Origin of the sequence: Campylobacter sp. LMG 17559, from assembly GCF_024723605.1 — a bacterium.
Classification (GTDB): Bacteria; Campylobacterota; Campylobacteria; order Campylobacterales; family Campylobacteraceae; genus Campylobacter_D.
The window spans coordinates 59,200-81,065 of sequence record NZ_JANQCZ010000001.1 but is presented as its reverse complement, the minus strand read 5'-3'; the positions used below and the strand labels follow the sequence as shown (position 1 = coordinate 81,065).

The following is a 21,866-nucleotide window of genomic DNA, read 5'->3' as shown; positions in this document are numbered from 1 at the left end:
TTATAATATAATTTCACATTAGTTTTTTATATTAAAAAGGTGTAAAAATGACTCAAGAAGAATTAGATGCTTTAATGAATAGCACTGAAGATTTAGATCTTGATTCTGTAGAAGAAACAGAAACAAAGCCTGAAGCAGAGTATGAAGATGAGGAAAAAAATAAACAAATTGTTGATGCAATGATTAATGGTGATTATAAAGCAAGAGCAGATATGGCATGGCCACCACCACCACCTAGCAAAGAACATAAAGTTGTGCATCAGCTTGATGATGTTACAAGAGATAGTGAAATCAAAGCTACTGAAATGATGGAAAAGTTAGAAATTATTAATGATTTCTTTGCAAATTCAGAAAATGAGCTTTGTGTAATTAGCGATGCTTTGAATAAAAATATAGAAATTTTTGAAAAACTAAATGCAAAATTTCCTAATGTTGTAAGCTTTAAAGAAGCTATAGAAACTAACAATAATGCTAAAAATATTATAGATGAAATCACGGGTTGTTTACAAACTGGACAAGATGAAGTTATGATGGCAATGGATGCTATGCAATACCAAGATATTCACCGTCAAAAAATCGAACGTGTTATTAATGTTATGAGAGCTTTAAGTAGATACATGAGTAGTTTATTTGAAGGTAAAATTGATGATGAAAAACGCGTAGGATCGGCTGTGCATATTGAAGGTGATACAACTACAGATGTTGTAAGCAATGATGATATTGAGGCATTAATCGCAAGTTTAGGCAAAAAATGATTGTTCCTGAAATAGTAGCTCCTGCGGGAAATTTTACAAAATTAAAAATAGCGTTAGCTTATGGAGCTGATGCTGTTTATGCGGGAGTGAGTAATTTTTCATTAAGAGCAAGAACTGCTAGGGATTTCAATTATGAAACTTTTAAAGAAGCCATTGATTATACTCACACAAGAGGAAAAAAAATTTATGTAACCATTAATGGTTTTCATTTTAGCTCACAAATTGAGGGTTTAAAAAGGCATATTTTAAAATTAAAAGAAATGAAACCTGATGCTTTTATAGTAGCTTCTGTAGGTGCTATGCGTTTAGTTAAAGAACTTGCACCTGAAATCAATCTTCATGTATCCACTCAAGCTAATATTTTAAACTATTTAGACGCTCAAGTCTATAAAGACATGGGAGCTAAGCGTGTTGTTATAGCAAGAGAGCTTGGCTTAAAAGATGCAAAAGATTTAAAAAATAATTGTGATATTGAGCTTGAAAGTTTTGTGCATGGCTCTATGTGCTTTGCATATTCTGGTAGATGTTTAATAAGTTCAGTACAAAGTGGGCGTATGAGTAATCGTGGCTCTTGCGCAAATGATTGTAGATTTAATTATGAGCTTTATGCGAAAAATCCAGAAACAAATACGCTTTTTAGATTAGAAGAAGATGAAAATGGCACACATGTGTTTAATTCTAAAGATTTAAATTTAAGCTCATATATTCAAAAAATTATGCAAGAAAATTGTATTCATGCTTTTAAAATAGAAGGAAGAACAAAAAGTGAGTACTATGTAGCTTTGACTACAAGAACTTATAAAATGGCAGTGCAAGATGTATTGCAAAATACTTTCGATGCGAGCAAATATGAAAAAGAAATTCATACTTTAAAACACAGAGGTTTTACGGATGGATATTTAGTTTCAAGAGCTTATGAAAAAACCGATTCTATTAATCATGATACAAGCATAGAAGAAGGAACTCATCAAGTGCATGCTATTAGTGAAGATGGTGAGTTTTTTAAATGTAAAGGCAAGATAGAATTAAACAAAGAATATGAAATTTTAGCTCCGGTTAATTCTAATATAGAATTAGGAGAAAATAAACTAGGTTTAATCTATGAAAATGATGGTAAGAAATTTATAGTTTTTAAGCAATTATTAGCCAAAAATAATAAAGAATTTAGTGAAATTCATAGTGGTAATGAAAATGAAATTACTTTACCGTTTAAGCTTCCAGAATTTAGCTTTTTAAGAAGGAGTGTTGAATGAAATTTGTTTCTATATTGATGGGAAGTAAGAGTGATTATGATGTGGTAAAAGAAGCTTTGGGAATTTTGGAAAAATTTGATGTTAAATATGAAATTTTAATCACTTCAGCACACAGAAGTCCTCAAAGAACTCAAGAATACATTAAAAACGCTGAAGAAAAAGGTGCTAAAGTATTTATTGCCGCAGCAGGTATGGCAGCACATTTAGCAGGAGCTGTTGCAGCGCATACAACAAAACCTGTTTTAGGTATACCTATGCCAGGAAGTAATTTAGCAAGCATGGATTCTTTATTTTCTACTGTGCAAATGCCAAGTGGGATTCCTGTGGCAACTGTAACTATAGGTAAAGCAGGGGCTATTAATGCAGCTTATTTAGCTGTACAAATTTTAGCAATAGAAGATGAGTCTTTAGCGCAAAAATTATTAGAAGATAGACAAAAGCAACAAGAAAAATTAATACAAGATTCTAATACAATTGAAGTTTTTCTTTAAGGAGCATGTATGCAAACTTACTTGGAATTAAAAGAATTTTGTCAATTAGTACATTTATCTGAAGATGTTGTAAAAGGAATGATGGCAAATGGTGCTTTAAATTTCAAAGAAGAAGAGGGTAAAATTTATATAGAAGCTAATCAAGGAACTTTTAGTGTAGTACCTATGAGCTCAAAACAACCTGCTATGGTAAATTCTATGACTTTAGCAGGAGAAAGTTTTGTAGAAAAAACTATAGGAACTATTTTAAATTTACATGAAAAAGTTCTTGATGCTAAGGATGAGACCTTAGAAGCTTTAAAGGGTGAGAATAAATTTTTAAAAGATGCTCTTTATTCTATGCAAGAACTTTACGATGAGGATAGAAAAACTATAGAAAATCTTAACGAGCAACTTAAATATGCGCGCAATGAAGTAGAATTTCTAAAAAGAAAATATAAAATGATGTGGAATAAAACAGTAGAATTATATGCAAATTCGCCTGAAAAGTCAGAAGAAATAAAGGAAGAAAAATGACCTTTTCTCAAATGATATTAAATTTACAAGAATTTTGGCAAAAGCAAGGTTGTGCTATTATGCAACCTTATGATTTTCCAGCAGGTGCAGGGACATTTCACCCGGCAACTTTTTTAAGAAGTTTAGGAAAAAAACCATGGGCAACTGCTTATGTAGCACCAAGTAGAAGACCAACTGATGGAAGATATGGAGAAAATCCTAATAGGTTAGGCGCTTATTATCAATTTCAAGTTTTGATTAAACCAAGTCCTGATAATATCCAAGAATTATATTTAAAAAGTTTAGAAAATTTAGGTTTTGATTTAAAATCACATGATATTCGTTTTGTTGAAGATAACTGGGAAAGTCCAAGTTTAGGTGCTTGGGGTTTGGGTTGGGAAGTTTGGCTTGACGGTATGGAAGTGACACAATTTACTTATTTTCAGCAAGTTGGCGGTATAAGCGTAGATTTAGTAAGTGCTGAAATTACTTATGGTTTAGAAAGACTTGCAATGTATTTGCAAGATGTAGATAATGTATATGACATAGTTTGGAATGAATTTAACGGCGAAAAAATTACTTATAAAGATGTTCATAAGCAAGGCGAGTTTGAATTTAGTAAATATAATTTTGAAGTAAGTGATGTGAAAACTTTAAATGTGCAATTTGAAAATGCTTATAATGAGTGTAAAAATGCATTAGAAGCAAAGCTTGCTTTACCAGCATATGATTATTGTATGTTAGCAGCGCACACTTTTAATTTGCTTGATGCAAGAGGAGCTATTTCAGTAACTCAAAGACAAGACTTTATGCTTAAAATTAGAGAATTATCTAAAAATTGTGCTTTGGTGTATAAAGAAAGTTTAGATGAAAATTAAAGAAATTTATGATTATTTGGATACTATTAGCCCATTTAGTACGCAAAGTTCATGGGATAATAGTGGCCTATTACTTGGAACTTTAGATCAAGAAGTAAATCAAATTTATCTTGCTCTTGATGTGGATATGCATTTAATTGAAAACGCACGCGAAAATTCACTTTTTATAGTTCATCATCCTTTGATTTTTAAAGGTTTAAAAAACTTAAGCGGAGTGTTTTATCCGCAAAATATTCTTACTAAAATGATACAAAAAAACATAGCTTTAATTGCTATGCATACGAATTTTGACTTAAGTCATTTAAATGCTTATTTTGCTCGTGAAATTTTAGGTTTTAAGATTAAAGAACAAAATGAGTTTTTAATTTATTGTGATGTTGATTTTAAATTTAGCGATTTAATTAATCATGTGAAAAAAAGTTTAAAGCTTGATTACATAAGAGTTGTAAATGCAGGTAATGAGAAAATTAAAACTTTAGCAATATGCACAGGTAGTGGAGGAGATTTAATTTCTAGTGTTAAGGCAGATTGCTTTTTAAGCGGAGATTTTAAATATCATCAAGCTTTGGAAAGTTATCATAATAAACTTAGTTTGATTGATATAGGACACTATGAAAGCGAATCTTGTTTTGGTAAAATTTTAGCAAAAGATTTGCAAAAATTTCATTTAGAAGTTATAATATCAGTTTCAAAAAATCCATTTCAATATTTTTAAGGAAAATTTCAATGAGTAAATATTTAGAACAACTTATAGCTTTATCGCAAATTGATAAAGAACTTGATGGTTTTGCAAATAAAGTAGAAGATGCTACAAAAGATTTAAAAGAAAAACGCAATTTACTTGATAAGACAGAAGAAGAAATTGCAGGTTTTGAGAAAGATATTAAAGATATAGAAAATCAAAAAATTCAAAACAACAATCATATTGCAGAATTTGGTGTAAAAATAAAAGAAATAGCCAAAAAAAGTGCAGCGGTAAAAACCGAAAAAGAAGCAAATGCTTTAAAAATTGAAGAGGATATAGCCAAAGAACAACTTGATGCAGCAAATGAAGAAATTGAAAGATTGGATAAAATTTTAGAAAATAAAGAAAAGTTTATACAAGAATTGCAAGCTAAAAGAAGCGAACTTGAAAATGAAGTGGATCAAATCGATGCTCAAACTAAAACTGTTTTAGTGGATATTGAAAAAGAAAGATTACAAATTTATGATAAAAAGGTAAAATTAGTAGGTGAAATAAATCAAAAAGTTTTAACTTTTTATGAAAAAATTAGAAAATGGGCGGGAAATACTGCAGTAGTTCCTGTAAAAAAACATGCTTGTTATGGCTGTTTTATGAGAATTTATGATAAAACTTATTTGGCTGTTTTAAAAGGTGATGAAATCATAACTTGCCCACATTGTGGAAGAATTTTATACAAAGAAAAAGAAGAAAATCAAAATTGATTTTTTTTTATTATATTTTTGCTGTGATTATATATATAATTGCAGCTCCTTTTTTATTGATTTTAAGTTTTTGTAAGGAAAAGTATAAAATATCATTAAAATCAAGATTCTTTCTTTACAAAAATTTAAGGCAAAAACAAGGTGACGTGTATTTTCATGCTTGTTCTTTTGGTGAAATTAAAAGCCTTATTCCTTTAATAAAACTTTTTCCAGCTTGTAAAATTTCAACCATAACTCAAACTGGTTTTAGTGAAGCTTTAAAATATTCTAAAAAAGTAAATTTTTTCCCTTTTGAGATTTTTGTACCTTTTTGGATGAGACCTTGTAAAGTTTTGGTTATTTTTGAAGCAGAGCTTTGGCTTATGCTTGTGTTTATGGCTAAATTTTATAATGCAAAAGTTGTTTTATTAAATGCTAGAATTAGCGATAGATCTTTAAAAAACTATAAGCGTTTTAGCTTTTTTTATCGTTTGATTTTTAAATATATTGATGTTGTGTTTGCGCAAAGTCAAAAAGACAAAGAAAGATTAGAATGCTTGGGCGCTAAAAATGTTATAGCATATAAAAATATCAAAGCTAATATAAAACAAGAACAAGTGAAAAACTATTCCAAGCCCAAAGCTAGGATTGTTATATTTGCTAGTACACATGAAAATGAAGAACGATTATTACTTAATGAAATTAATTTAGAAGAAAACGATAAATTGATTATCGCCCCAAGACATCCAGAGCGTTTTGGCGAGGTTGAGGGAATTTTAAAAGATTTTTGTCAAAAAAACCACTATAATATGCAAAAATTTTCAGACTTTACATTAAGCGAAAATAATTTTGCAAATTTTTTTAATGCCAAATGTTTATTGCTAGATACTTTAGGTGAGCTAGAAAGTTTTTATAAGATTAGTGATGTGGTTTTTTTATGCGGCTCTTTTGTAGATAATATAGGTGGGCATAATCCTATAGAGGCAGCTAGATGGAATAATGTTATTATCTCAGGGAAATATTATTTTAATCAAGAAAGTTTATATCAAGAAGTTGATGGTTTGTATATTTGTGAGAGTGCAAAAGATATAAATGTTTTTTTAAAGCAAAAACTACCACAAGCACAACTTAAAGAACAAAGTGATTTAAATGAAATTATATTAAGTATAAAAGAAGGTTTAGATGCAAGAAAAAGCTTATAAATTGCTTGCAATGCAAGAAAAAATTTCTAATAACACAGCAAAGGATTTGATTGACAAAGGCTGTGTTTTTGCTATGGGTAAAAAGGTTGTTATAGCTAGGGCTTTAATGAGTTCTAAAACAAGATTTGTTGTGCAAAAAATAAAAAAAGCAAAAATACTTTTTGAAGATGATAAAATCATAGCTTTAAATAAGCCTTATGGTGAGATTAGTGAGAATTTAGAAGGTATTTATAATGCTAAATTAATCAATAGACTTGATAAGGAAACAAGTGGAGTTTTACTTTTAAGTAAAGATGAGGAATTTAGACTAAAATGCATTCAAGAATACAAAAAACAAAATGTTTATAAAAGTTATTTAGCTATTGTTGATGGAGTGATTGCTGAAGAACTTGAAATTTGTGAAAAAATAACTACTATAAAAAATAAATCTGGAGCCTTTAGTAAAATCGATAAATTTGGCTTAGAAGCTCATACTCAGGTTATACCTTTAATGGTAAATGCTAAAAAAACCTTAATAAAAGCAGTCATTAAAACAGGTAGAACACATCAAATTAGAGTGCATTTAAATCATATAAAACATGGTATTATAGGTGATGAAAAATATGCAAAAATTAGCTCTTCTAGAATGTATTTGCATTCATATGAAACGCATATTTTTGATTATCAATTTAAAGCCTTGCTTGATGAGAGTTTCAATGCTTATGGTTTTGAAGTAAAAAATTTAAATTTTTAAAGGCGTTTAAAGCTAAAAGGGTTTATAATTTAGCTTTTTAAAATTTTAATAAAGGGAAAATAAAGTGTTTGAAATAGTTAGTGAGTCGTTTAAATCCGCAGTTAATAAACTTCGTTTTGTTGATGATGAAAAAGCTTTAAAAAACGCTCTTGACACTTTAAAAAAAGCCCTTTTAAAAGCAGATGTACATCATAAAGTTACTAAAGAATTACTTACTTTAGTAGAAAATGATGTGAAAACTAATGGCATAGGTCAAAAACAATTTTTAGATTCAATTAAGAAAAATTTAGAAGAAATTCTTAGTGTTAAAGGTAAAAATCAAGGTTTTGTATTTGCTAGTAAGCCACCTACGGTTGTTTTGATGTGTGGTTTGCAAGGTGGTGGTAAAACTACCACTACGGTTAAAATTGCTAATTATTTAAAGTTAAGAAATAAAAAAGTACTAATTGCTGCATGTGATTTACAAAGATTAGCTGCAGTAGAACAGCTAAGACAACTCACTCAAGCTAATGAGCTCGATTTATTTTTCATAGAAAATGAAAGTAATCCTTTAAATGTTGCTAAACAAGCTTTAGAAAAAGCAAAAAATTCTATGTATGATGTTTTGCTTGTAGATACTGCTGGCCGTTTAGCAATCGATACGGCTTTGATGAGTGAGCTTAAAGATGTAAAAGCTATTTTAAATCCTGATGAAGTATTTTATGTAGCTGATGCTATGAGTGGTCAAGATGGAGTTAAAACAGCAAGTAGCTTTAATGAGGCTTTAGAAATTACAGGGGTTATTTTAAGTAAATTTGATGCAGATACTAAAGGTGGTGTTGCGCTAGGCATAGCAAAACAAATTGGTGTGCCTTTAAGATTTATTGGTGTTGGTGAGAAAGTAGCTGATTTAGAAGTATTTATCCCTGATAGAATTGTTAATCGTATCATGGGCGAGGGTGATTTAGCGACTTTGGCTGAAAAAACCGCAGCTATTATAGATGAAAAAGAAGCAAAAAAACTTAATAAGAAAATTAAAAAAGGTGAATTTAATTTTAATGACTTTTTAAATCAAATGGAAAGCGTTAAAAAACTTGGTAGTATGAAATCAATCATTGGCATGATACCTGGTTTATCATCTATGGCAGCAAATATTAAAGATATTGATTTGGACAATTCTAAAGAAATTATTCATATTAAGGCAATGATTTCATCAATGACACCAAAAGAAAGAGAAAATCCTGATTTGTTAAACAACGCAAGAAAGCGTCGTATTGCAGAGGGTGCTGGTTTATCTCAAATGGAAGTAAATCGCTTTTTAAAACAATTTAGTAATGCAGCTAAGTTGGCAAAGAAATTTTCAAACAAAAAAGGAATGGAAAACTTTATGAATATGTTGCAGCAAGCTAAAAGACCGCAATAATTAAAGCTTTTTTATGGATATATGAGTTAAAATATCTATAACAAAATTTTAATTTTTTTAGGAGTATTAAAATGACAGTAATCAGACTTACAAAAATGGGACGTAAAAAAAGACCATTTTATCGTATAGTTGTAACTGATAGCAGAAAAAGACGTGATGGTAGTTGGATAGAAAGCATTGGATATTACAATCCTATGGTTGAACCTGAAGTGGTAAAATTTGATGCTGAACGTTTGGCTTATTGGAAAAGTGTAGGTGCTAAATTAAGCGATAGAGTAGCAGCTATTACAAGCAAATAAAAATGGTTGAAAATTTTTTAAGAGAATACGCAAAATTAATTGTTGATTTTCCTGAAAAAGTTGATATACAAAGACAAAATTTAGAAAACAATTTTGCTGAAATTATCATTTATGTCGATCCATCTGATACTGGTAAGTTGATCGGAAAAAATGGAAAATTAATCAACGCAATAAAAACAGTCATTATGGCTTATAAAGTTAAAGATGCAACTTCATATCGTATAACGGTAAAAGCCATTGAAGAATGATTTGATCCAAGTTGCTAAACTTGGGAAAAGTGTTGGTTTAAAAGGTTATGTAAGATTACATAATCTTAGTGATTTTTATGAGCAGTTTAAAATAGGTGCTAAATTTTTTGATATTAATCAAAAAATTTACACCATAAAGGCTTTTGATAAAACTAGATCTTTAGTTTTATTTGAAGATTTTGAGAGTGTTGAAGCTGCCAAAACCTTAACTAATATTACTCTTTTTCAAACTATTGAAGCTACAAAAGAAACTTGTAAATTAAAAAAAGATGAGTATTTTTATTTTGATATAATTGGATGTGATATTATTGAAAATGAGCAAAAATTAGGTGTAGTTGAAGACATTTTAGAAAATGGAGCAGGATTTTTATTTTGTATAAAATGTGATGAAAAACTACAGACAAAGGTTAAAAACTTTTATATTCCTTATGTTGATAAATATATTCAAAAAGTTGATGTAGAAAATAAAAAAATATTCACACGATCTGCTTTAGATATTTTAGAAAATTCATGAAATATACTTTTGTAAGTTTATTCCCAGAGCTTATTGAACCTTATTTTCAAACTTCTATTTTAGCAAGGGCAAAAGAAAAGGGAATATTAGAATTTGCTTTTGTTAATCCTAGAAATTTTACTGCAAATAAGCACTTTAAAGTAGATGATTATAAAATAGGAGGAGGTGCAGGGCTTTTATTACAAGCTCAGCCTTTGTATGATTGCTTAAGACATATTAAAAAACAAGATAAAAATGTTCATTTTGTTTTTCTTTTGCCTTGCGCTAAGACTTTTAAACAAACTGATGCTAAAAGATTAAGTAAGAAAGATCATATTTGCTTTGTAAGTAGTAGATATGAGGGTTTGGATGAGCGCATTGTGGAAGAATTTGCTAATGAGGTATTTTCTATAGGTGATTTTATACTTACAGGTGGAGAGTTAGCGTCTTTGGTGATGTGTGATGCTATTAGCAGAAATATTCAAGATGTTCTTGGAAATAGCGAAAGCTTAAGTGAAGAAAGTTTTGAAAATGACTTATTGGAAGCCCCATCGTTTTCCAAACCTTTTATTTTTGAAAAGGAAAATAAAAAATTTTATGTGCCTTCAGAGTTTTTAAAGGGAAATCACGCTAAAATCACAGCTTTAAAAACTACTTTGGCGTCTTGCAAAACGAAATATTTTCGTCCTGATTTGTATCAAAAGCATGAACGCAAATTTTAAGGAATATCGTTATGAAAAATAAATACATTGAGCAATTTGAGCAAAAACAAATTGAAGGTAAAAATGTTCCAGAATTTCGTGCTGGAGATACTTTAAGACTTGCTATTCGCATTAAAGAAGGCGATAAAACAAGAATTCAAAATTTTGAAGGTATTTGTATAGCACGTAGAGGAAATGGTGTAGATGAAACTTTCATCGTACGTAAAATCGGTGCTAACAATGTAGGCGTTGAAAGAATTTTTCCTATTTATAGTGAAAGTTTAGAAAGTATTACAGTATTAAGAAGAGGTCGTGTACGCCGTGCTAGATTATTCTACCTAAGAGATAGAAGAGGTAAGGCTGCTCGTATTAAAGAACTTAAAAAATAAAAGTGAAATTTAGAACTCAAATATATGAAGTAATTTCCTGGGAACAAGAAATTCAAAACAGCATAAATATATCTAAGAAAATAGAAAATGCTTATGCTAAAGAAATCTGCATAACTATGTCAAAAGATAGCTTTATGAAAGATCATAAAGCGCCTTTTGATATTACCATACAAGTATTAAAAGGCTCCATTGATTTTGGAGTTTTAAACCAAAAAATTCTACTTAAAACACTGGATAGTGTAAGTTTAAAAGCTCATGAAATCCATAATCTTTTAGCGTTAGAAGATTCTATAGTGCGCTTAACTTTATATAAGCAAGATAGTCTTGAACGCATTAAAAGTGTTTTAAAATCTTAATTTAAGCCTCATTTTGTATAATTTTAGCTTACTAAAATTAGGAAGTTAAGCTATGAAATGGACTAAAGATTCTTGGAAAAATTATAAAATTCAGCAACAACCACAATATCCTGATGAAAATGAATTACAAGATGTTGTTAAAAAATTAGAAAAATTACCACCGCTTGTTTTTGCAGGTGAGGTGGATAAATTAAAAAAATCCCTTGCTAATGTTGTAAATTCACAAGCATTTTTACTCCAAGGAGGAGATTGTGCGGAGAGTTTTGTAAATTTTGGCGCTGATAATATAAGAGATATGTTCAAAGTTATGCTTCAAATGGCTATAGTGCTTACTTTTGCAGGATCTTGTCCCATCGTTAAAGTAGGGCGCGTTGCAGGACAATTTGCAAAGCCAAGAAGTAGTGATTTTGAAGAAATTGAAGGAGTAAAGCTTCCAAGTTATCGCGGGGATATTATTAATGGTTTTGAATTTAATGAAAAATCAAGAATAGCTGATCCTAAAAGAATGCTAGAAGCATATTATCAAAGTGCTACAACTTTAAATTTATTAAGAGCTTTTTCAAGAGGTGGTTTAGCGGATTTAAGAGTAGTGCATAAGTGGAATTTGGGTTTTTTAAAAAAGGCAGAACTTGGGAGAAAATATGATGAACTTAGCGAAAAAATCACTCAAGCTTTAGCTTTTATGCAAGCTTGTGGTATCACCGATACTCCAAATCTTTCTCAAACAGCCTTTTATACTTCTCATGAAGCCTTGCTTTTACCTTATGAAGAGGCTTTAACTAGGGTAGATAGTTTAAGCGGGGAAATTTATGATTGTTCAGCACATATGCTTTGGATAGGTGAGCGTACTAGAAAAGCAGATGAAGCACATGTGCATTTTTTAAGTGGAGTGAAAAATCCACTTGGTGTGAAGCTTAGTGCTAATTATGATTTAGATGAGATTAAAAAGCTAGTAAGTATTTTAAATCCGCATAATGAAGCAGGAAGATTAAATTTCATTATTCGTATGGGATGTGATAAGATAGAAAATGCCTTGCCAAAATTATTTAAAGAGTTAAAACAAGAAGGATTTAATATACTTTATAGCATAGATCCTATGCATGCAAACACAGTTAAGTCAGGTAATTTTAAAACAAGAGAATTTGATAAAATCATCCAAGAAGTGCGTGCGTTTTTTGAAATAGCTATGAGTGAGGGAGTATATCCTGGTGGGGTGCATTTGGAAATGACAGGGCAAAATGTAACTGAATGTGTAGGAGGCTCTTTAAATATCACTCAAGAAGAACTTTCTAAACGTTATGAAACACAATGTGATCCAAGATTAAATGCTGATCAAGCATTAGAATTAGCATTTATCATAGCAGACTTAGTTAAAAAGGCAAGAAAATGTTAAAATTTTATGGTATTAAAAATTGTAATAGTGTTAAAAAAGCTATGGATTATTTAAATTCTAAGCAAATTGGATTTGAATTTTTAGATATTAAAAAGCTAGATGAGGAAACTTTAGATTTTTGGCTTAGCAAAAGGAGTGTTTTAGAGCTTGCAAATACAGCGGGTATGAGTGCTAGAAGATTAGGCTTAAATAAAGAAAAACTTCAAAATTTAAACCAAGATGAAATTAAAGCAATGATTTTAGAAAGTCCAACACTCATAAAACGCCCATTAATTGTAAAAGATGATGAAGTTTTTATAGCTAAAGAATATGAGAGTTTTTAATTAAATTTTCTCTCTTTGGTAGATTTTTTTAATTTTTACATCTAAATTATGAGCAAATTTAAATAAAGCTGGCACTACTAAAAGTGTAAGTAAGGTTGAGCTAATAAGACCAAATATAATAGCAATGGCCATAGGAGAATTTCCTTCAAAACCAGAACCTCTTGAAAGTGCTAGTGGAAGCATGGAAAAAATCATCGCAAAAGTTGTCATTAAAATGGCTCTTAAACGACTTTTTCCTGCATAAATTAGTGCTTTTTCTACTTCCATACCTTCATCGCATTTTTTATTAGCTACATCTACTAATAATATAGCATTTTTTCCTACCATTCCAAAAAGCAAAATAATAGCCACAAGCACAAATAAAGAAAAGTGATTTCCTGTGATAAAAATTCCAAAACAAGCTCCACCAAAAGCCAAAGGCATGCTTATCATGATGATTAAAGGAAGTATTAAACTTGAATACAAAGAAGCAAGGATTAAATAAATCAAAATCATCCCCAAAGATATAGAAAACAAAAATCCACTAATGGTATCATCTAAAAAGTCCAAAAAACCAGAATAAGCAAAAGATAGGTTATTTTTTCCTAAAATATAAGCTAAATTGGACTCAAAAATTTTTCTTACTTCACCTAAAGAAATGTTTTCTATGCTTGAAGTGAGTTTTATACTAGTAGTTTTATTGTGTCTGTTAATTAAAGAAAGATCTTTTTTATAAGAAAAGCTAGCAATACTAGCAAGTTTTATACTTTCATTGTCATGATTTTTAAGTTCTATTAGCTCTAAACTAGTTGGATTTTGCTTAAAAGCTTCATCAAAGCTAAGGATAATTTCATCTTTAAAATTTTTATAATCCATATTTCCAACGCTTAAATTTCCAAAGGAATAAGCCAAGACATAAGCAAGTTCTTGAGGGTTAATACCAAGTTTGGCAGCTTTTTCTCTATTGATATTAATAGCAATTTCTTCTTTTAAATCCCCTTCATTATCATCTATAACAACAAAGCCTTCGTGTTTTGAAAACACTTCTTCCATTCTATTAATAGCTTCTTTTATTAGCTTTAAATCATCACCTAAAATTTGAATTTGAACTGGATCTTCAATGCCTGCTCCTTCTATTTTAGGGAGTTCTAAAACTTTTATCTTTAAGTCTTCATAGGAGTTTAATTTTTCTTGAAAAAGGCTAATAAGCTTAGGTTGTCTGAATTTTCTTTCATTTAAAGATTTTAATTTTACATAAATTTTTGCTTTTTTAATTTCTTTTGCGTCATTATATCCTATAAGTAAATATGCATAAGCAACACTTGGATCTTGCTTTATATTTTCATATACTTTTAAACTTTTTTCTTTCATAGCTTCTAAAGATAAGTCGTTTTTGCTTTCTAATAAAACTTGTATTTCACTATCTTCTTCTATAGGTAGAAAATCTAAGCCTATTTTAGGAGCTAAAGAAAAACATAAAATAATTACAACAAGCGTTGATAGGATAAATTTAATTTTATTAGCTAAAACTTTATAAAGTAGCTTTTCATAAAATAAGTCAAGTTTTATAAATAAAAATTCACTTTTTTTATAAAATGTGCTTTCGCTAGTATTTAAAAATCTAGCACTTAAGGTAGGTATTAGAAATACACTTACAAGATAGCTTATAATCACACCAGAAGCAACGCTAGTAGCTAATACATTAAAAAATAAACCAGGAACTGAATTCATATAAGCAATAGGTATAAACACACACAATAAAACCGCACTAATGCTTAAGACGCTAAAGCCTATTTCTTTGATCCCTTCAAATGAAGCTTGTAAAGGAGGGAGTGTTTTTGCTTTTTTGGCTATACTTTCAATGATGACTATAGCATCATCTATAAAAATTCCTATACTTAAAGTAAGAGCTATAATGGTTAAGCGATTAATATCATAACCTAAAAGATTAATGAGAAAAAAACTAGAAATAATTGAAGTTGGTAAAACAATAAAAGCTAAAATAGTCGCACTGATATTTCTTAAAAATACATACACTATTAAAAGTGTCAAAATCACGCCAAAAACCATATCAAAAACAACCTGATTGATATGTTTTAAGATGTTTTGGCTTTTATCATAAACTATTTTAATTTCTATCTCATTGCCTGCTATTGCTTGCAGTGTTTTTAAAGAATTTTTTATATTTTCTATAACTTTTAAGGAGTTATAACCAGAAATTTTATTAAGCTCAAGTAATACCCCATCTTTTGTATCAAGCATTGCAAACTGCTTTTGATCTTCTAAGCCATAACTAATATTTGCTATATCTTTTAAAAATATTCCACTAAAAATGCGTATATTTTCTAGCTCTTTTAAATTTTGTGCTTCAAAATATCCTTTGATGGTGAAATTATCTTTTGAATTTTCAAACTCACCTAGATATTGTTTAAAATTATGGCTTTGGATGATTTTAGCTACATCAAGTGCATTAATATGATATTTTTGTAAGGCATTAGGCAGGAGTTTGATTTGAACTTGTGGTTTTAAAAAGGCTATATCATTGATCGTTCCAACTCCTGAAATTTTCTGTAAAAATGGTTTTATATCATTGTCAATCTTACGCATAAGTTTTAAATGATCTTTGGAGCTTAAAAATAATGATACAACAGATCCTGCATCAGGGGATATTTTTTCTAAGGTTGGCTTTGCTGGAAGATTAATAGTATTAAGTTTATCTCTAATATCATTTGCAGCTACTTCTAAATTTTTGCCTAATTCAAATTCAACAACAGAAATAGAAAAATTATTATAACTTGTAGAATTGATATTTTTTATCCCTTGTACATCTGAAATTGCATTTTCTATTTCTTTGGTTATTTTAGATTCTATGAATTTTAAATCTCCATTAGTGGTGGTGGTGATTTTAATCAAAGGAATATCTACTTTTGGATAAAGATTAATAGGCATACTAAAAATAGAAAAAGTACCAAAAATCACCAAAGCGATAAAAAACATCAAAACAGCAATAGGATTATTAATAGTAAAACGATACAAGATTAATCCTTGGTGATGATTTTTCCTTCTCCAAAAGAACCTGGAGTAAAGTTTAAGGCCTCAACTTCTGCATAAATTTTTCGTGTTTTTATGTCTATACTTGGATAAATAAGTGTGATTTTGCCTTGATATTCTTTTTCATTTGAGTCTATTTTATAAATAAAAATATCATTGATTTTTATCTTATCTTTAAATTTTTCATCAAAACTTAAAAGCAATTTTACTTTTGGATAAGAAAAAAAATCAAATAAAACATGAGAAATTCCCTTAGCTCCATCGCCTATGTCAATATATTTGTTAGAAATAATCCCATCATAAGGTGCTTTTAGGGTTTTTTTATCGATTAAGTCTTTATAGTGTTGTATATTTAAAAAGGCTTTTTGTTGCAAGCTTTGTGCTTTTTGAAACTCAAATAAAACATTTTCATAACTTTGCTTATCTATAACTTCTTGTACCTTTTTAAATTTTTCTAAAGAACTTTTAGCATGTTCTAGTGCAAGAGTGGCAAGTTTGTATTCATTTTGTGCCAATTTTAAGGCTATTTGCTCACTAGAATCTTCAAGTTTAAGTAAAACTTGATCTTTTTTTACCTTATCATTAACATTCACATAAATTGCTTTAACTATACCAGCACTTTGCAAGGATAATTTTGATTGATTTTGTGCAAGCACATCAAAACTAGCATAAATTTCTTCAGCTTTTAAAGTGAGTAGAGAAAATAAAATTAAAAATACTAATTTCATTCTAAAACCTTTGTTTTTATATCAATTCCAGCTGTAAAATAATACCTTGCTTTTGTAATTTCATATTCATTTTTAGCTAGTTCAAGTTGACTTTGACTTTTATATTTTAATTCTAATGCATTTAGGTATTCTACATATGAGCAAAGTCCTGCAATGTATTTTTTCTCAATGGCCTCAAAAGCTAAATTAGCTGCTTTGAAACTTGCATTTAATGCTTTTATTTTAACTTTAGAAATTTCAATTTCTTGTAAAAGATTATCTAGTTCTATATTTACTTTTCTTTTAGTTTTTTCAAGCTCTAATTGAGTGATTTTACTTGTATATTTTTGAGCTTCTAAGGCTTTTTGATTAGCACCAAAATCAAAAATTTTCCACTCAAAAGCTAAAATAAAACGATTGCTTTGTCCATGTTCTTTTAAAAAGCTTTCGCTTGTTGATTTTAGCTCATGCGGTAATTTAGGATTGTAGTTCATATCATAAAAACTAAAACTATTTTGTAAAAATATTTTTGGAAACAACTCAGCTCTAGCAGAGTCTATTTTTAAATTTTCTAAATTTAATTTTTCTTGCATAAGGGCTATTTCATAGCTTTTGTTTTTTTCTGCACTTGGTTCTTGTAAAATATTTTGAAAAGAAGGCGTAAAATGCGTTTTGCTAAGATTATAAATTTCATTTTTTAATTCATATAGTTTTAATTCATTTTGAGCCAATTCATAAGAGCTTAACTCAAATTTTGCTCTTATGCTCTCAAGCTCACTTTGGCTAGCAAGTCCAGCTTGGTAAAAATTTTCTAAGCGCTTGAGTTGATTTTGCAGAGTGATTTCTTTTTGTTTATCACTTGCTATAATACTTTCTAAACTAAGATAATTAAAATACAAAACACTAGCACTAAGCGCCATATAATTTGCCATGTTTTCTTTTTCAAGATGAGCAAGTTGTTTTAGACTTTGCATGCTAGCGATTTTTGCTTCTCTATTACCCCCATCAAAAAGTAAAAATTTAAGCGAAAGAGTACTCATTAGACTTTCTTGAGGTTCTATGATAAAGCGATCTTTGTTTGAGCCAAGATAAGAAACACCTAAATGTAAACTTGGCAAATAAGCATTTTGCACGCTTTCTTGTTCTAAAATACTTTTTGAAAATTGAAGTTGCTTTTGTAAGTAATTTTCATTGTTTAAACTTAAATCTATAAATTCTTTAAGATTATTAGCTAGTAAAAATAAAGGCAAGAAAAGTAAATATAAAATTTTCATTTTTAAACTTTTTATTTTATTATAGAAAATATAACTTAAAGTAATTATAAAGCAAGAAAATTTTTAAGTAGCTTTTTACCATTTTGACTTAGTATGGCTTCAGGATGAAATTGGATTCCATAAATGTCGTATTTTTTATGTTTTAAAGCCATGATGACATTATCTTCACTATGGGCTAAAATTTCACATTTTTTACCTATATGGCTAACATAAAGAGAGTGATATAAACAAATTTTAAAATTTTGCTTAAGATTTTTAAAAAGTGGATTTGGTTTAAATTTTATAGTTTTTACTTTACCATGAGTCGGATTTGGAAGTTTAGAAATTTTACCATCAAAAACATGTGCTATGCATTGGTGTCCTAGACAAATTCCAAGAATTTTTTTATCTTTTTTAAAATATTTTATAGCTTTTAAGCTTAGTTTTGATTCTTTTGGAGAATTTGGTCCAGGGGAGATTAAAAGATGGGTAAAATCATATTTTTTAAGCTTTTTTGGGTTTTTAAATTTATCGTTTTTGATGATTTTATAAGTAATATTTAATTCTTTTAAATAAAAGGCTATAGTGTAGGTAAAAGAATCATAATTATCTATAATCAAAACTCTCACAAAAACACCCTTTTTAAGCCTCTTAAAGAATTAATAGCATAAATTTCTTTAGCATTTAAAAGCGCATCTTTAGTGATATCTTTTTCTTTGATGAGCTTGTGTTTTAAGAGTGCTTGTCTATAAATGCCATTGAGGCAGTTTTTGGCATAAGGAGTAAAATACTCATCATTTAAATTTATGATAATATTAGTTCTTGAACCCTCACAAAGTATGCCTTGCTCATTAAAAAAAACTATGTCATAGCAAATATTTTCTTTCCATAGATGAGAATTTGCTTCATATAAACTACGCAGAGAAGTTTTATGGTGTGTTAAAAGATTTACTTTTACGATATCTTTACTTATGAGTAGTTTTTTGCTTGAATTTTCTTGTATATTGCTAAAATCAAACTCATAAAGGCCATTTTTGAAAAGTTTTAATTTAATAGCTTTTGAGCCTTTTTGAGTAAAATTACTTTTTGTAAAAAAATGATGATGATTGAAAACAAAATTATTAAAATTTTGTAAAGATTTAAAATGAGATTTTTTATCTTTACTCTCTAGTATATTTTTAAAATCATGTATTAATCTTTGGGTATCAAAGCCAAAAAATTTAGCTGAGTTTAAAATTCTTTGTAAATGTTCTTTGAAAAATAAAATAGAATGATTTTTGTAATACATTGTTTCAAACAAGTAAAAGTTAGGTTCTAAAATTTTGCTTTTTAGTTTTAATTCTTCAAATTCATCTTGTTTTTGTGAGTCCCACACAAGCCCACTTCCCACACCATATCTTAAAAAATCATCATTATTTTTTTTCTCTAAAGTGCGTATGGCTACGCTAAATTTTGCTTTGTTTTTATAGATTAAACCTATAGCTCCACAATAAACCCCGCGTTTTCTTTGCTCTAAATTTTCTATGAGTTTAATGGTTTCTATTTTGGGTGCGCCTGTGATAGATCCACATGGAAAAAGGGCTTTGAAAATTTTAAAATAATCATTTTTTTGCTTTAATTTTCCGCTTATTTTTGAAATGAGTTGGTGTAAGGTAGGATAGGTTTTAACCTTAAAAAGTTCGCATTTTAAAGAATGTTTTTTGATGAGTTTTGAAATATCATTGCGCAATAAATCAACTATCATTACATTTTCGCTAATGGTTTTTTCATCGCATTTTAAAAAGTTTTTTAGATTTTCATCTTCTTTTGGATCATTTGAGCGTTTGATTGTACCTTTCATGGGTTTTGTGATGATTTTTTTATTTTTGATTTTAAAAAAAAGCTCAGGTGAAAATGAAGCTAGTTCTAAAAATTCATTTTTCATATAAGCCTTATAAGGGGTATTTTGCTTAGGATAAAGGCTTAAAAAACTCTCATACACATTAAGATTTGATTGTAAATGTAATTCTTGAGTGAGATTAACTTGATAACTTTGACCTTTAGCTATAGCATCTTTAACTTTGTTAAAACTTTCAAAATACTTTTCTTGGTTTAAATTGGATGAAAAACTTGGATAAAAGTCTAAATTTTTTTCTTCACTTGTAAAGATTTTTCTTGTTTTAAAAGCAAAAAAATACAAAAAAGGTTCTTTGCTTTTATAATTTTTATCTTCTAGATATTTATAAAATTCATATTGGATATAACCTAAAAAATAATATTGACTTTTATATTTTTCTATGGTTTTAAAAGCTTTTTTGCTTTCTTTTTGAGTATAGGCTTTGAGGGTAAAGGCAAGATCATCATAAAGATATTTTCCAAATATAACAAATGCCATTGATATCCTTAGCTTAGAAAATATACCCAAATAGGTAAAGAAATAAAGGCAAAAACTATACCAAAAGCCACAGAACTAACCGCTAAATTCGTATCAAGTTTTGCTTTCATAATCATAGCTGCAACCATTGTCATAGTAGGCATAGCTGATTCAAGTAAAGCGATGATAGAGCTAGGATTTAATTTGAAATTTAAAAGCTTTAAAAGTACTAAAAAGATTAAAGGTGTGAGTATCATTTTGCCAAAAATGACTATTATAGTTGCTTTATAGGAAGTTTTTATACTTAAAAAGCCTAAATTTAAACCTATGGCAAAAAGCGCTATAGGTGTGGCACTAGCTCCAAGCATACGCAAAGGTTCAAAGATAAAATCAGGAAGTGTAGCAAACTTAAAACAAAGTCCTAAAATCAAAGCAACAAAAGGTGGAAAAGTAAAAACTTTTTTAAGATTTTGTAAAAAGCTTACCTTTTGCTCACTAGCTAAAGATATGATAAAGGGAGCAAGCAGTGCCACTGGCAAAGAAGTGGCAAGAGCATCATAAAGGATAATCTCTCCCAAAAAATGAGGATCTTGATAAATTCCACTAATAATAGGTATACCTACAAATAAAGTATTTCCAAAGCTAGAAAGTAAAAAAATACTTACAAGAGTGCTTTTGCTAAATTTAAAACAAAGAGCTAAAAATACACAACATAATGCTGAAAAAATAGCACAGCCCAACCCAAGCAATATAATAACAATCAAAGAAAAATCAAAATTTAAATGATAAGCACGCTCAAAAATCAAGCAAGGCAATGCAAAAATAATAGCAAAATCTAAAAAAGCACGCGCTTGTTTTTGTTTTAAAATTTTGATTTTTTTAGCAAAATATCCACCAAAAAGCAAACAAAATATACTAAATAAGGAAGAAAAAATATACATTTTATTCTGCTAAGTTAAAAAGCTTTTGACTAAATTTTGTATGAGTAAATTCCATCCATCTACAAGCACAAATATCAAAAGTTTAAAAGGCATAGAAATCATAACAGGAGGTAGCATCATCATACCCATAGCCATTAATACCGAGCTTACTACCATATCAATAACCAAAAATGGTAAGAAAAGTAAAAAGCCTATTTCAAAAGCAGTTTTAAGCTCGCTTATCATAAAGGCTGGCACTAAAACTGTTAAAGGCACATCATCTATGGTTTTTGGATTTTCTAAATTTCTAATCCTATAAAAAAGCGCTAAGTCTTTTTCCCTAGTGTTTTTTAGCATAAAATCTTTGAAAGGCTTAACACCTTTAGCAAAAGCTTCTTCATAACCTATTTGTTCAGCGATATAGGGTTTTATACCTTCATTGTATGATTTTGTAGCCACAGGCTCCATAATGAAAAAAGTTAAAATCAAAGCTAAGGTAACCAAAATAGTATTTGGTGGCATAGTTTGAGTGCCAAGAGCTGTTCTTAAAAAAGAAAACACTACAACAAGTCTTAAAAAAGAAGTCATTACAAAAACAATGGTAGGCGCAAGAGCTAGTATGGTTAAAACTATGACTATATTTAGGGTTGTTACGAGTTGTTGTGGGCTATTTGGAGCACTAAGGCTTAAATTTACAGTTGGTATAGTTGCTTCAGCGCCTAAAAGAGCCAAGCTTGATAAAAATAAAGCTAGTAAAACCCTCAAAA

Annotated in this window: 25 protein-coding genes; 18 read left to right on the top strand and 7 right to left on the bottom strand. The window is 29.0% G+C overall.

Annotation, left to right across the window (positions count from 1 at the left end; all coding sequences use genetic code 11):
- Positions 1-47 precede the first annotated feature (47 nt).
- The 18 genes from CAMP5082_RS00445 (at position 48) to CAMP5082_RS00360 (ending at position 12,836) form a co-directional block, all read left to right on the top strand.
- Complete coding sequence (locus CAMP5082_RS00445; protein ID WP_337205589.1) at positions 48-755, top strand: chemotaxis protein; 708 nt, start codon at positions 48-50, stop codon at positions 753-755.
- Positions 752-2,008, top strand: a complete 1,257-nt coding sequence (locus CAMP5082_RS00440) for a peptidase U32 family protein (RefSeq protein ID WP_337205588.1) — start codon at positions 752-754, stop codon at positions 2,006-2,008. The genes CAMP5082_RS00445 and CAMP5082_RS00440 overlap by 4 nt, the downstream gene beginning before the upstream one ends.
- A complete protein-coding gene (purE, locus tag CAMP5082_RS00435; RefSeq protein WP_337205587.1) occupies positions 2,005-2,499 on the top strand; it encodes a 5-(carboxyamino)imidazole ribonucleotide mutase in 495 nt (164 codons plus the stop codon). Before CAMP5082_RS00440 ends, purE begins: the two co-directional genes overlap by 4 nt.
- Positions 2,500-2,508: 9 nt before the next feature.
- Positions 2,509-3,015, top strand: a complete 507-nt coding sequence (locus CAMP5082_RS00430) for a DUF3972 domain-containing protein (protein ID WP_263695382.1) — start codon at positions 2,509-2,511, stop codon at positions 3,013-3,015.
- Positions 3,012-3,872 (top strand): glycine--tRNA ligase subunit alpha, encoded by an 861-nt coding sequence (gene glyQ / locus CAMP5082_RS00425; protein WP_039618598.1) that lies wholly within the window; start codon positions 3,012-3,014, stop codon positions 3,870-3,872. The genes CAMP5082_RS00430 and glyQ overlap by 4 nt, the downstream gene beginning before the upstream one ends.
- Complete coding sequence (locus CAMP5082_RS00420) at positions 3,862-4,587, top strand: Nif3-like dinuclear metal center hexameric protein (protein ID WP_337205586.1); 726 nt, start codon at positions 3,862-3,864, stop codon at positions 4,585-4,587. Before glyQ ends, CAMP5082_RS00420 begins: the two co-directional genes overlap by 11 nt.
- An 11-nt stretch (positions 4,588-4,598) precedes the next feature.
- Positions 4,599-5,318 (top strand): zinc ribbon domain-containing protein, encoded by a 720-nt coding sequence (locus CAMP5082_RS00415; RefSeq protein ID WP_149062431.1) that lies wholly within the window; start codon positions 4,599-4,601, stop codon positions 5,316-5,318.
- On the top strand, positions 5,315-6,499 hold the full coding sequence (waaA, locus tag CAMP5082_RS00410; protein ID WP_337205585.1) for a lipid IV(A) 3-deoxy-D-manno-octulosonic acid transferase: 1,185 nt from the start codon (positions 5,315-5,317) through the stop codon (positions 6,497-6,499). The genes CAMP5082_RS00415 and waaA overlap by 4 nt, the downstream gene beginning before the upstream one ends.
- Positions 6,480-7,232 carry a pseudouridine synthase family protein gene (locus tag CAMP5082_RS00405; RefSeq protein ID WP_263682110.1) on the top strand — a complete coding sequence of 251 codons (753 nt, stop codon included), beginning with the start codon at positions 6,480-6,482 and terminating at the stop codon, positions 7,230-7,232. Before waaA ends, CAMP5082_RS00405 begins: the two co-directional genes overlap by 20 nt.
- 64 nt (positions 7,233-7,296) lie before the next feature.
- Positions 7,297-8,634: a signal recognition particle protein gene (gene ffh, locus CAMP5082_RS00400; RefSeq protein ID WP_337205584.1), complete on the top strand. Its 1,338-nt coding sequence runs from the start codon at positions 7,297-7,299 to the stop codon at positions 8,632-8,634.
- Positions 8,635-8,705: 71 nt separating this feature from the next.
- Entirely contained in the window at positions 8,706-8,933 is a 228-nt protein-coding gene (rpsP, locus tag CAMP5082_RS00395) for a 30S ribosomal protein S16 (RefSeq protein ID WP_012661702.1), read from the top strand.
- A 2-nt stretch (positions 8,934-8,935) separates the two neighbouring features.
- Positions 8,936-9,181 (top strand): KH domain-containing protein, encoded by a 246-nt coding sequence (locus CAMP5082_RS00390; RefSeq protein ID WP_012661701.1) that lies wholly within the window; start codon positions 8,936-8,938, stop codon positions 9,179-9,181.
- Positions 9,171-9,695, top strand: a complete 525-nt coding sequence (gene rimM, locus CAMP5082_RS00385; protein WP_337205583.1) for a ribosome maturation factor RimM — start codon at positions 9,171-9,173, stop codon at positions 9,693-9,695. The genes CAMP5082_RS00390 and rimM overlap by 11 nt, the downstream gene beginning before the upstream one ends.
- The gene (gene trmD / locus CAMP5082_RS00380) at positions 9,692-10,396 is read left to right on the top strand and encodes a tRNA (guanosine(37)-N1)-methyltransferase TrmD (RefSeq protein WP_263724808.1); all 705 of its coding nucleotides are present in this window, start codon (positions 9,692-9,694) and stop codon (positions 10,394-10,396) included. The genes rimM and trmD overlap by 4 nt, the downstream gene beginning before the upstream one ends.
- Before the next feature lie 11 nt (positions 10,397-10,407).
- The gene (rplS, locus tag CAMP5082_RS00375; RefSeq protein ID WP_012661698.1) at positions 10,408-10,764 is read left to right on the top strand and encodes a 50S ribosomal protein L19; all 357 of its coding nucleotides are present in this window, start codon (positions 10,408-10,410) and stop codon (positions 10,762-10,764) included.
- A 2-nt stretch (positions 10,765-10,766) separates the two neighbouring features.
- Positions 10,767-11,120: a cupin domain-containing protein gene (locus CAMP5082_RS00370; RefSeq protein ID WP_263663138.1), complete on the top strand. Its 354-nt coding sequence runs from the start codon at positions 10,767-10,769 to the stop codon at positions 11,118-11,120.
- A gap of 52 nt (positions 11,121-11,172) precedes the next feature.
- Positions 11,173-12,513, top strand: coding sequence for a class II 3-deoxy-7-phosphoheptulonate synthase (locus tag CAMP5082_RS00365; protein ID WP_263702102.1), 1,341 nt, complete (start codon positions 11,173-11,175; stop codon positions 12,511-12,513).
- Positions 12,507-12,836: a Spx/MgsR family RNA polymerase-binding regulatory protein gene (locus tag CAMP5082_RS00360; RefSeq protein ID WP_337205582.1), complete on the top strand. Its 330-nt coding sequence runs from the start codon at positions 12,507-12,509 to the stop codon at positions 12,834-12,836. The genes CAMP5082_RS00365 and CAMP5082_RS00360 overlap by 7 nt, the downstream gene beginning before the upstream one ends.
- Here CAMP5082_RS00360 and CAMP5082_RS00355 read toward each other — a convergent pair whose 3' ends face one another.
- The 7 genes from CAMP5082_RS00355 to fliP are packed head-to-tail and all read right to left on the bottom strand — an operon-like array spanning position 12,837 to position 21,864.
- Positions 12,837-15,851: an efflux RND transporter permease subunit gene (locus CAMP5082_RS00355; protein WP_337205581.1), complete on the bottom strand. Its 3,015-nt coding sequence runs from the start codon at positions 15,849-15,851 to the stop codon at positions 12,837-12,839.
- 2 nt (positions 15,852-15,853) lie between these two features.
- Positions 15,854-16,594, bottom strand: coding sequence for an efflux RND transporter periplasmic adaptor subunit (locus tag CAMP5082_RS00350; RefSeq protein WP_039618581.1), 741 nt, complete (start codon positions 16,592-16,594; stop codon positions 15,854-15,856).
- Complete coding sequence (locus CAMP5082_RS00345; protein ID WP_337205580.1) at positions 16,591-17,847, bottom strand: TolC family protein; 1,257 nt, start codon at positions 17,845-17,847, stop codon at positions 16,591-16,593. The genes CAMP5082_RS00350 and CAMP5082_RS00345 overlap by 4 nt, the downstream gene beginning before the upstream one ends.
- Before the next feature lie 44 nt (positions 17,848-17,891).
- Entirely contained in the window at positions 17,892-18,455 is a 564-nt protein-coding gene (locus tag CAMP5082_RS00340) for an anthranilate synthase component II (RefSeq protein ID WP_337205579.1), read from the bottom strand.
- A complete protein-coding gene (locus CAMP5082_RS00335) occupies positions 18,452-20,200 on the bottom strand; it encodes a bifunctional anthranilate synthase component I family protein/class IV aminotransferase (RefSeq protein ID WP_337205578.1) in 1,749 nt (582 codons plus the stop codon). The genes CAMP5082_RS00340 and CAMP5082_RS00335 overlap by 4 nt, the downstream gene beginning before the upstream one ends.
- 8 nt (positions 20,201-20,208) lie before the next feature.
- Positions 20,209-21,120: an AEC family transporter gene (locus CAMP5082_RS00330; RefSeq protein WP_263708127.1), complete on the bottom strand. Its 912-nt coding sequence runs from the start codon at positions 21,118-21,120 to the stop codon at positions 20,209-20,211.
- Between the two features lie 9 nt (positions 21,121-21,129).
- Positions 21,130-21,864: a flagellar type III secretion system pore protein FliP gene (gene fliP, locus CAMP5082_RS00325; protein ID WP_012661688.1), complete on the bottom strand. Its 735-nt coding sequence runs from the start codon at positions 21,862-21,864 to the stop codon at positions 21,130-21,132.
- Between the last annotated feature and the right edge of the window lie 2 nt (positions 21,865-21,866).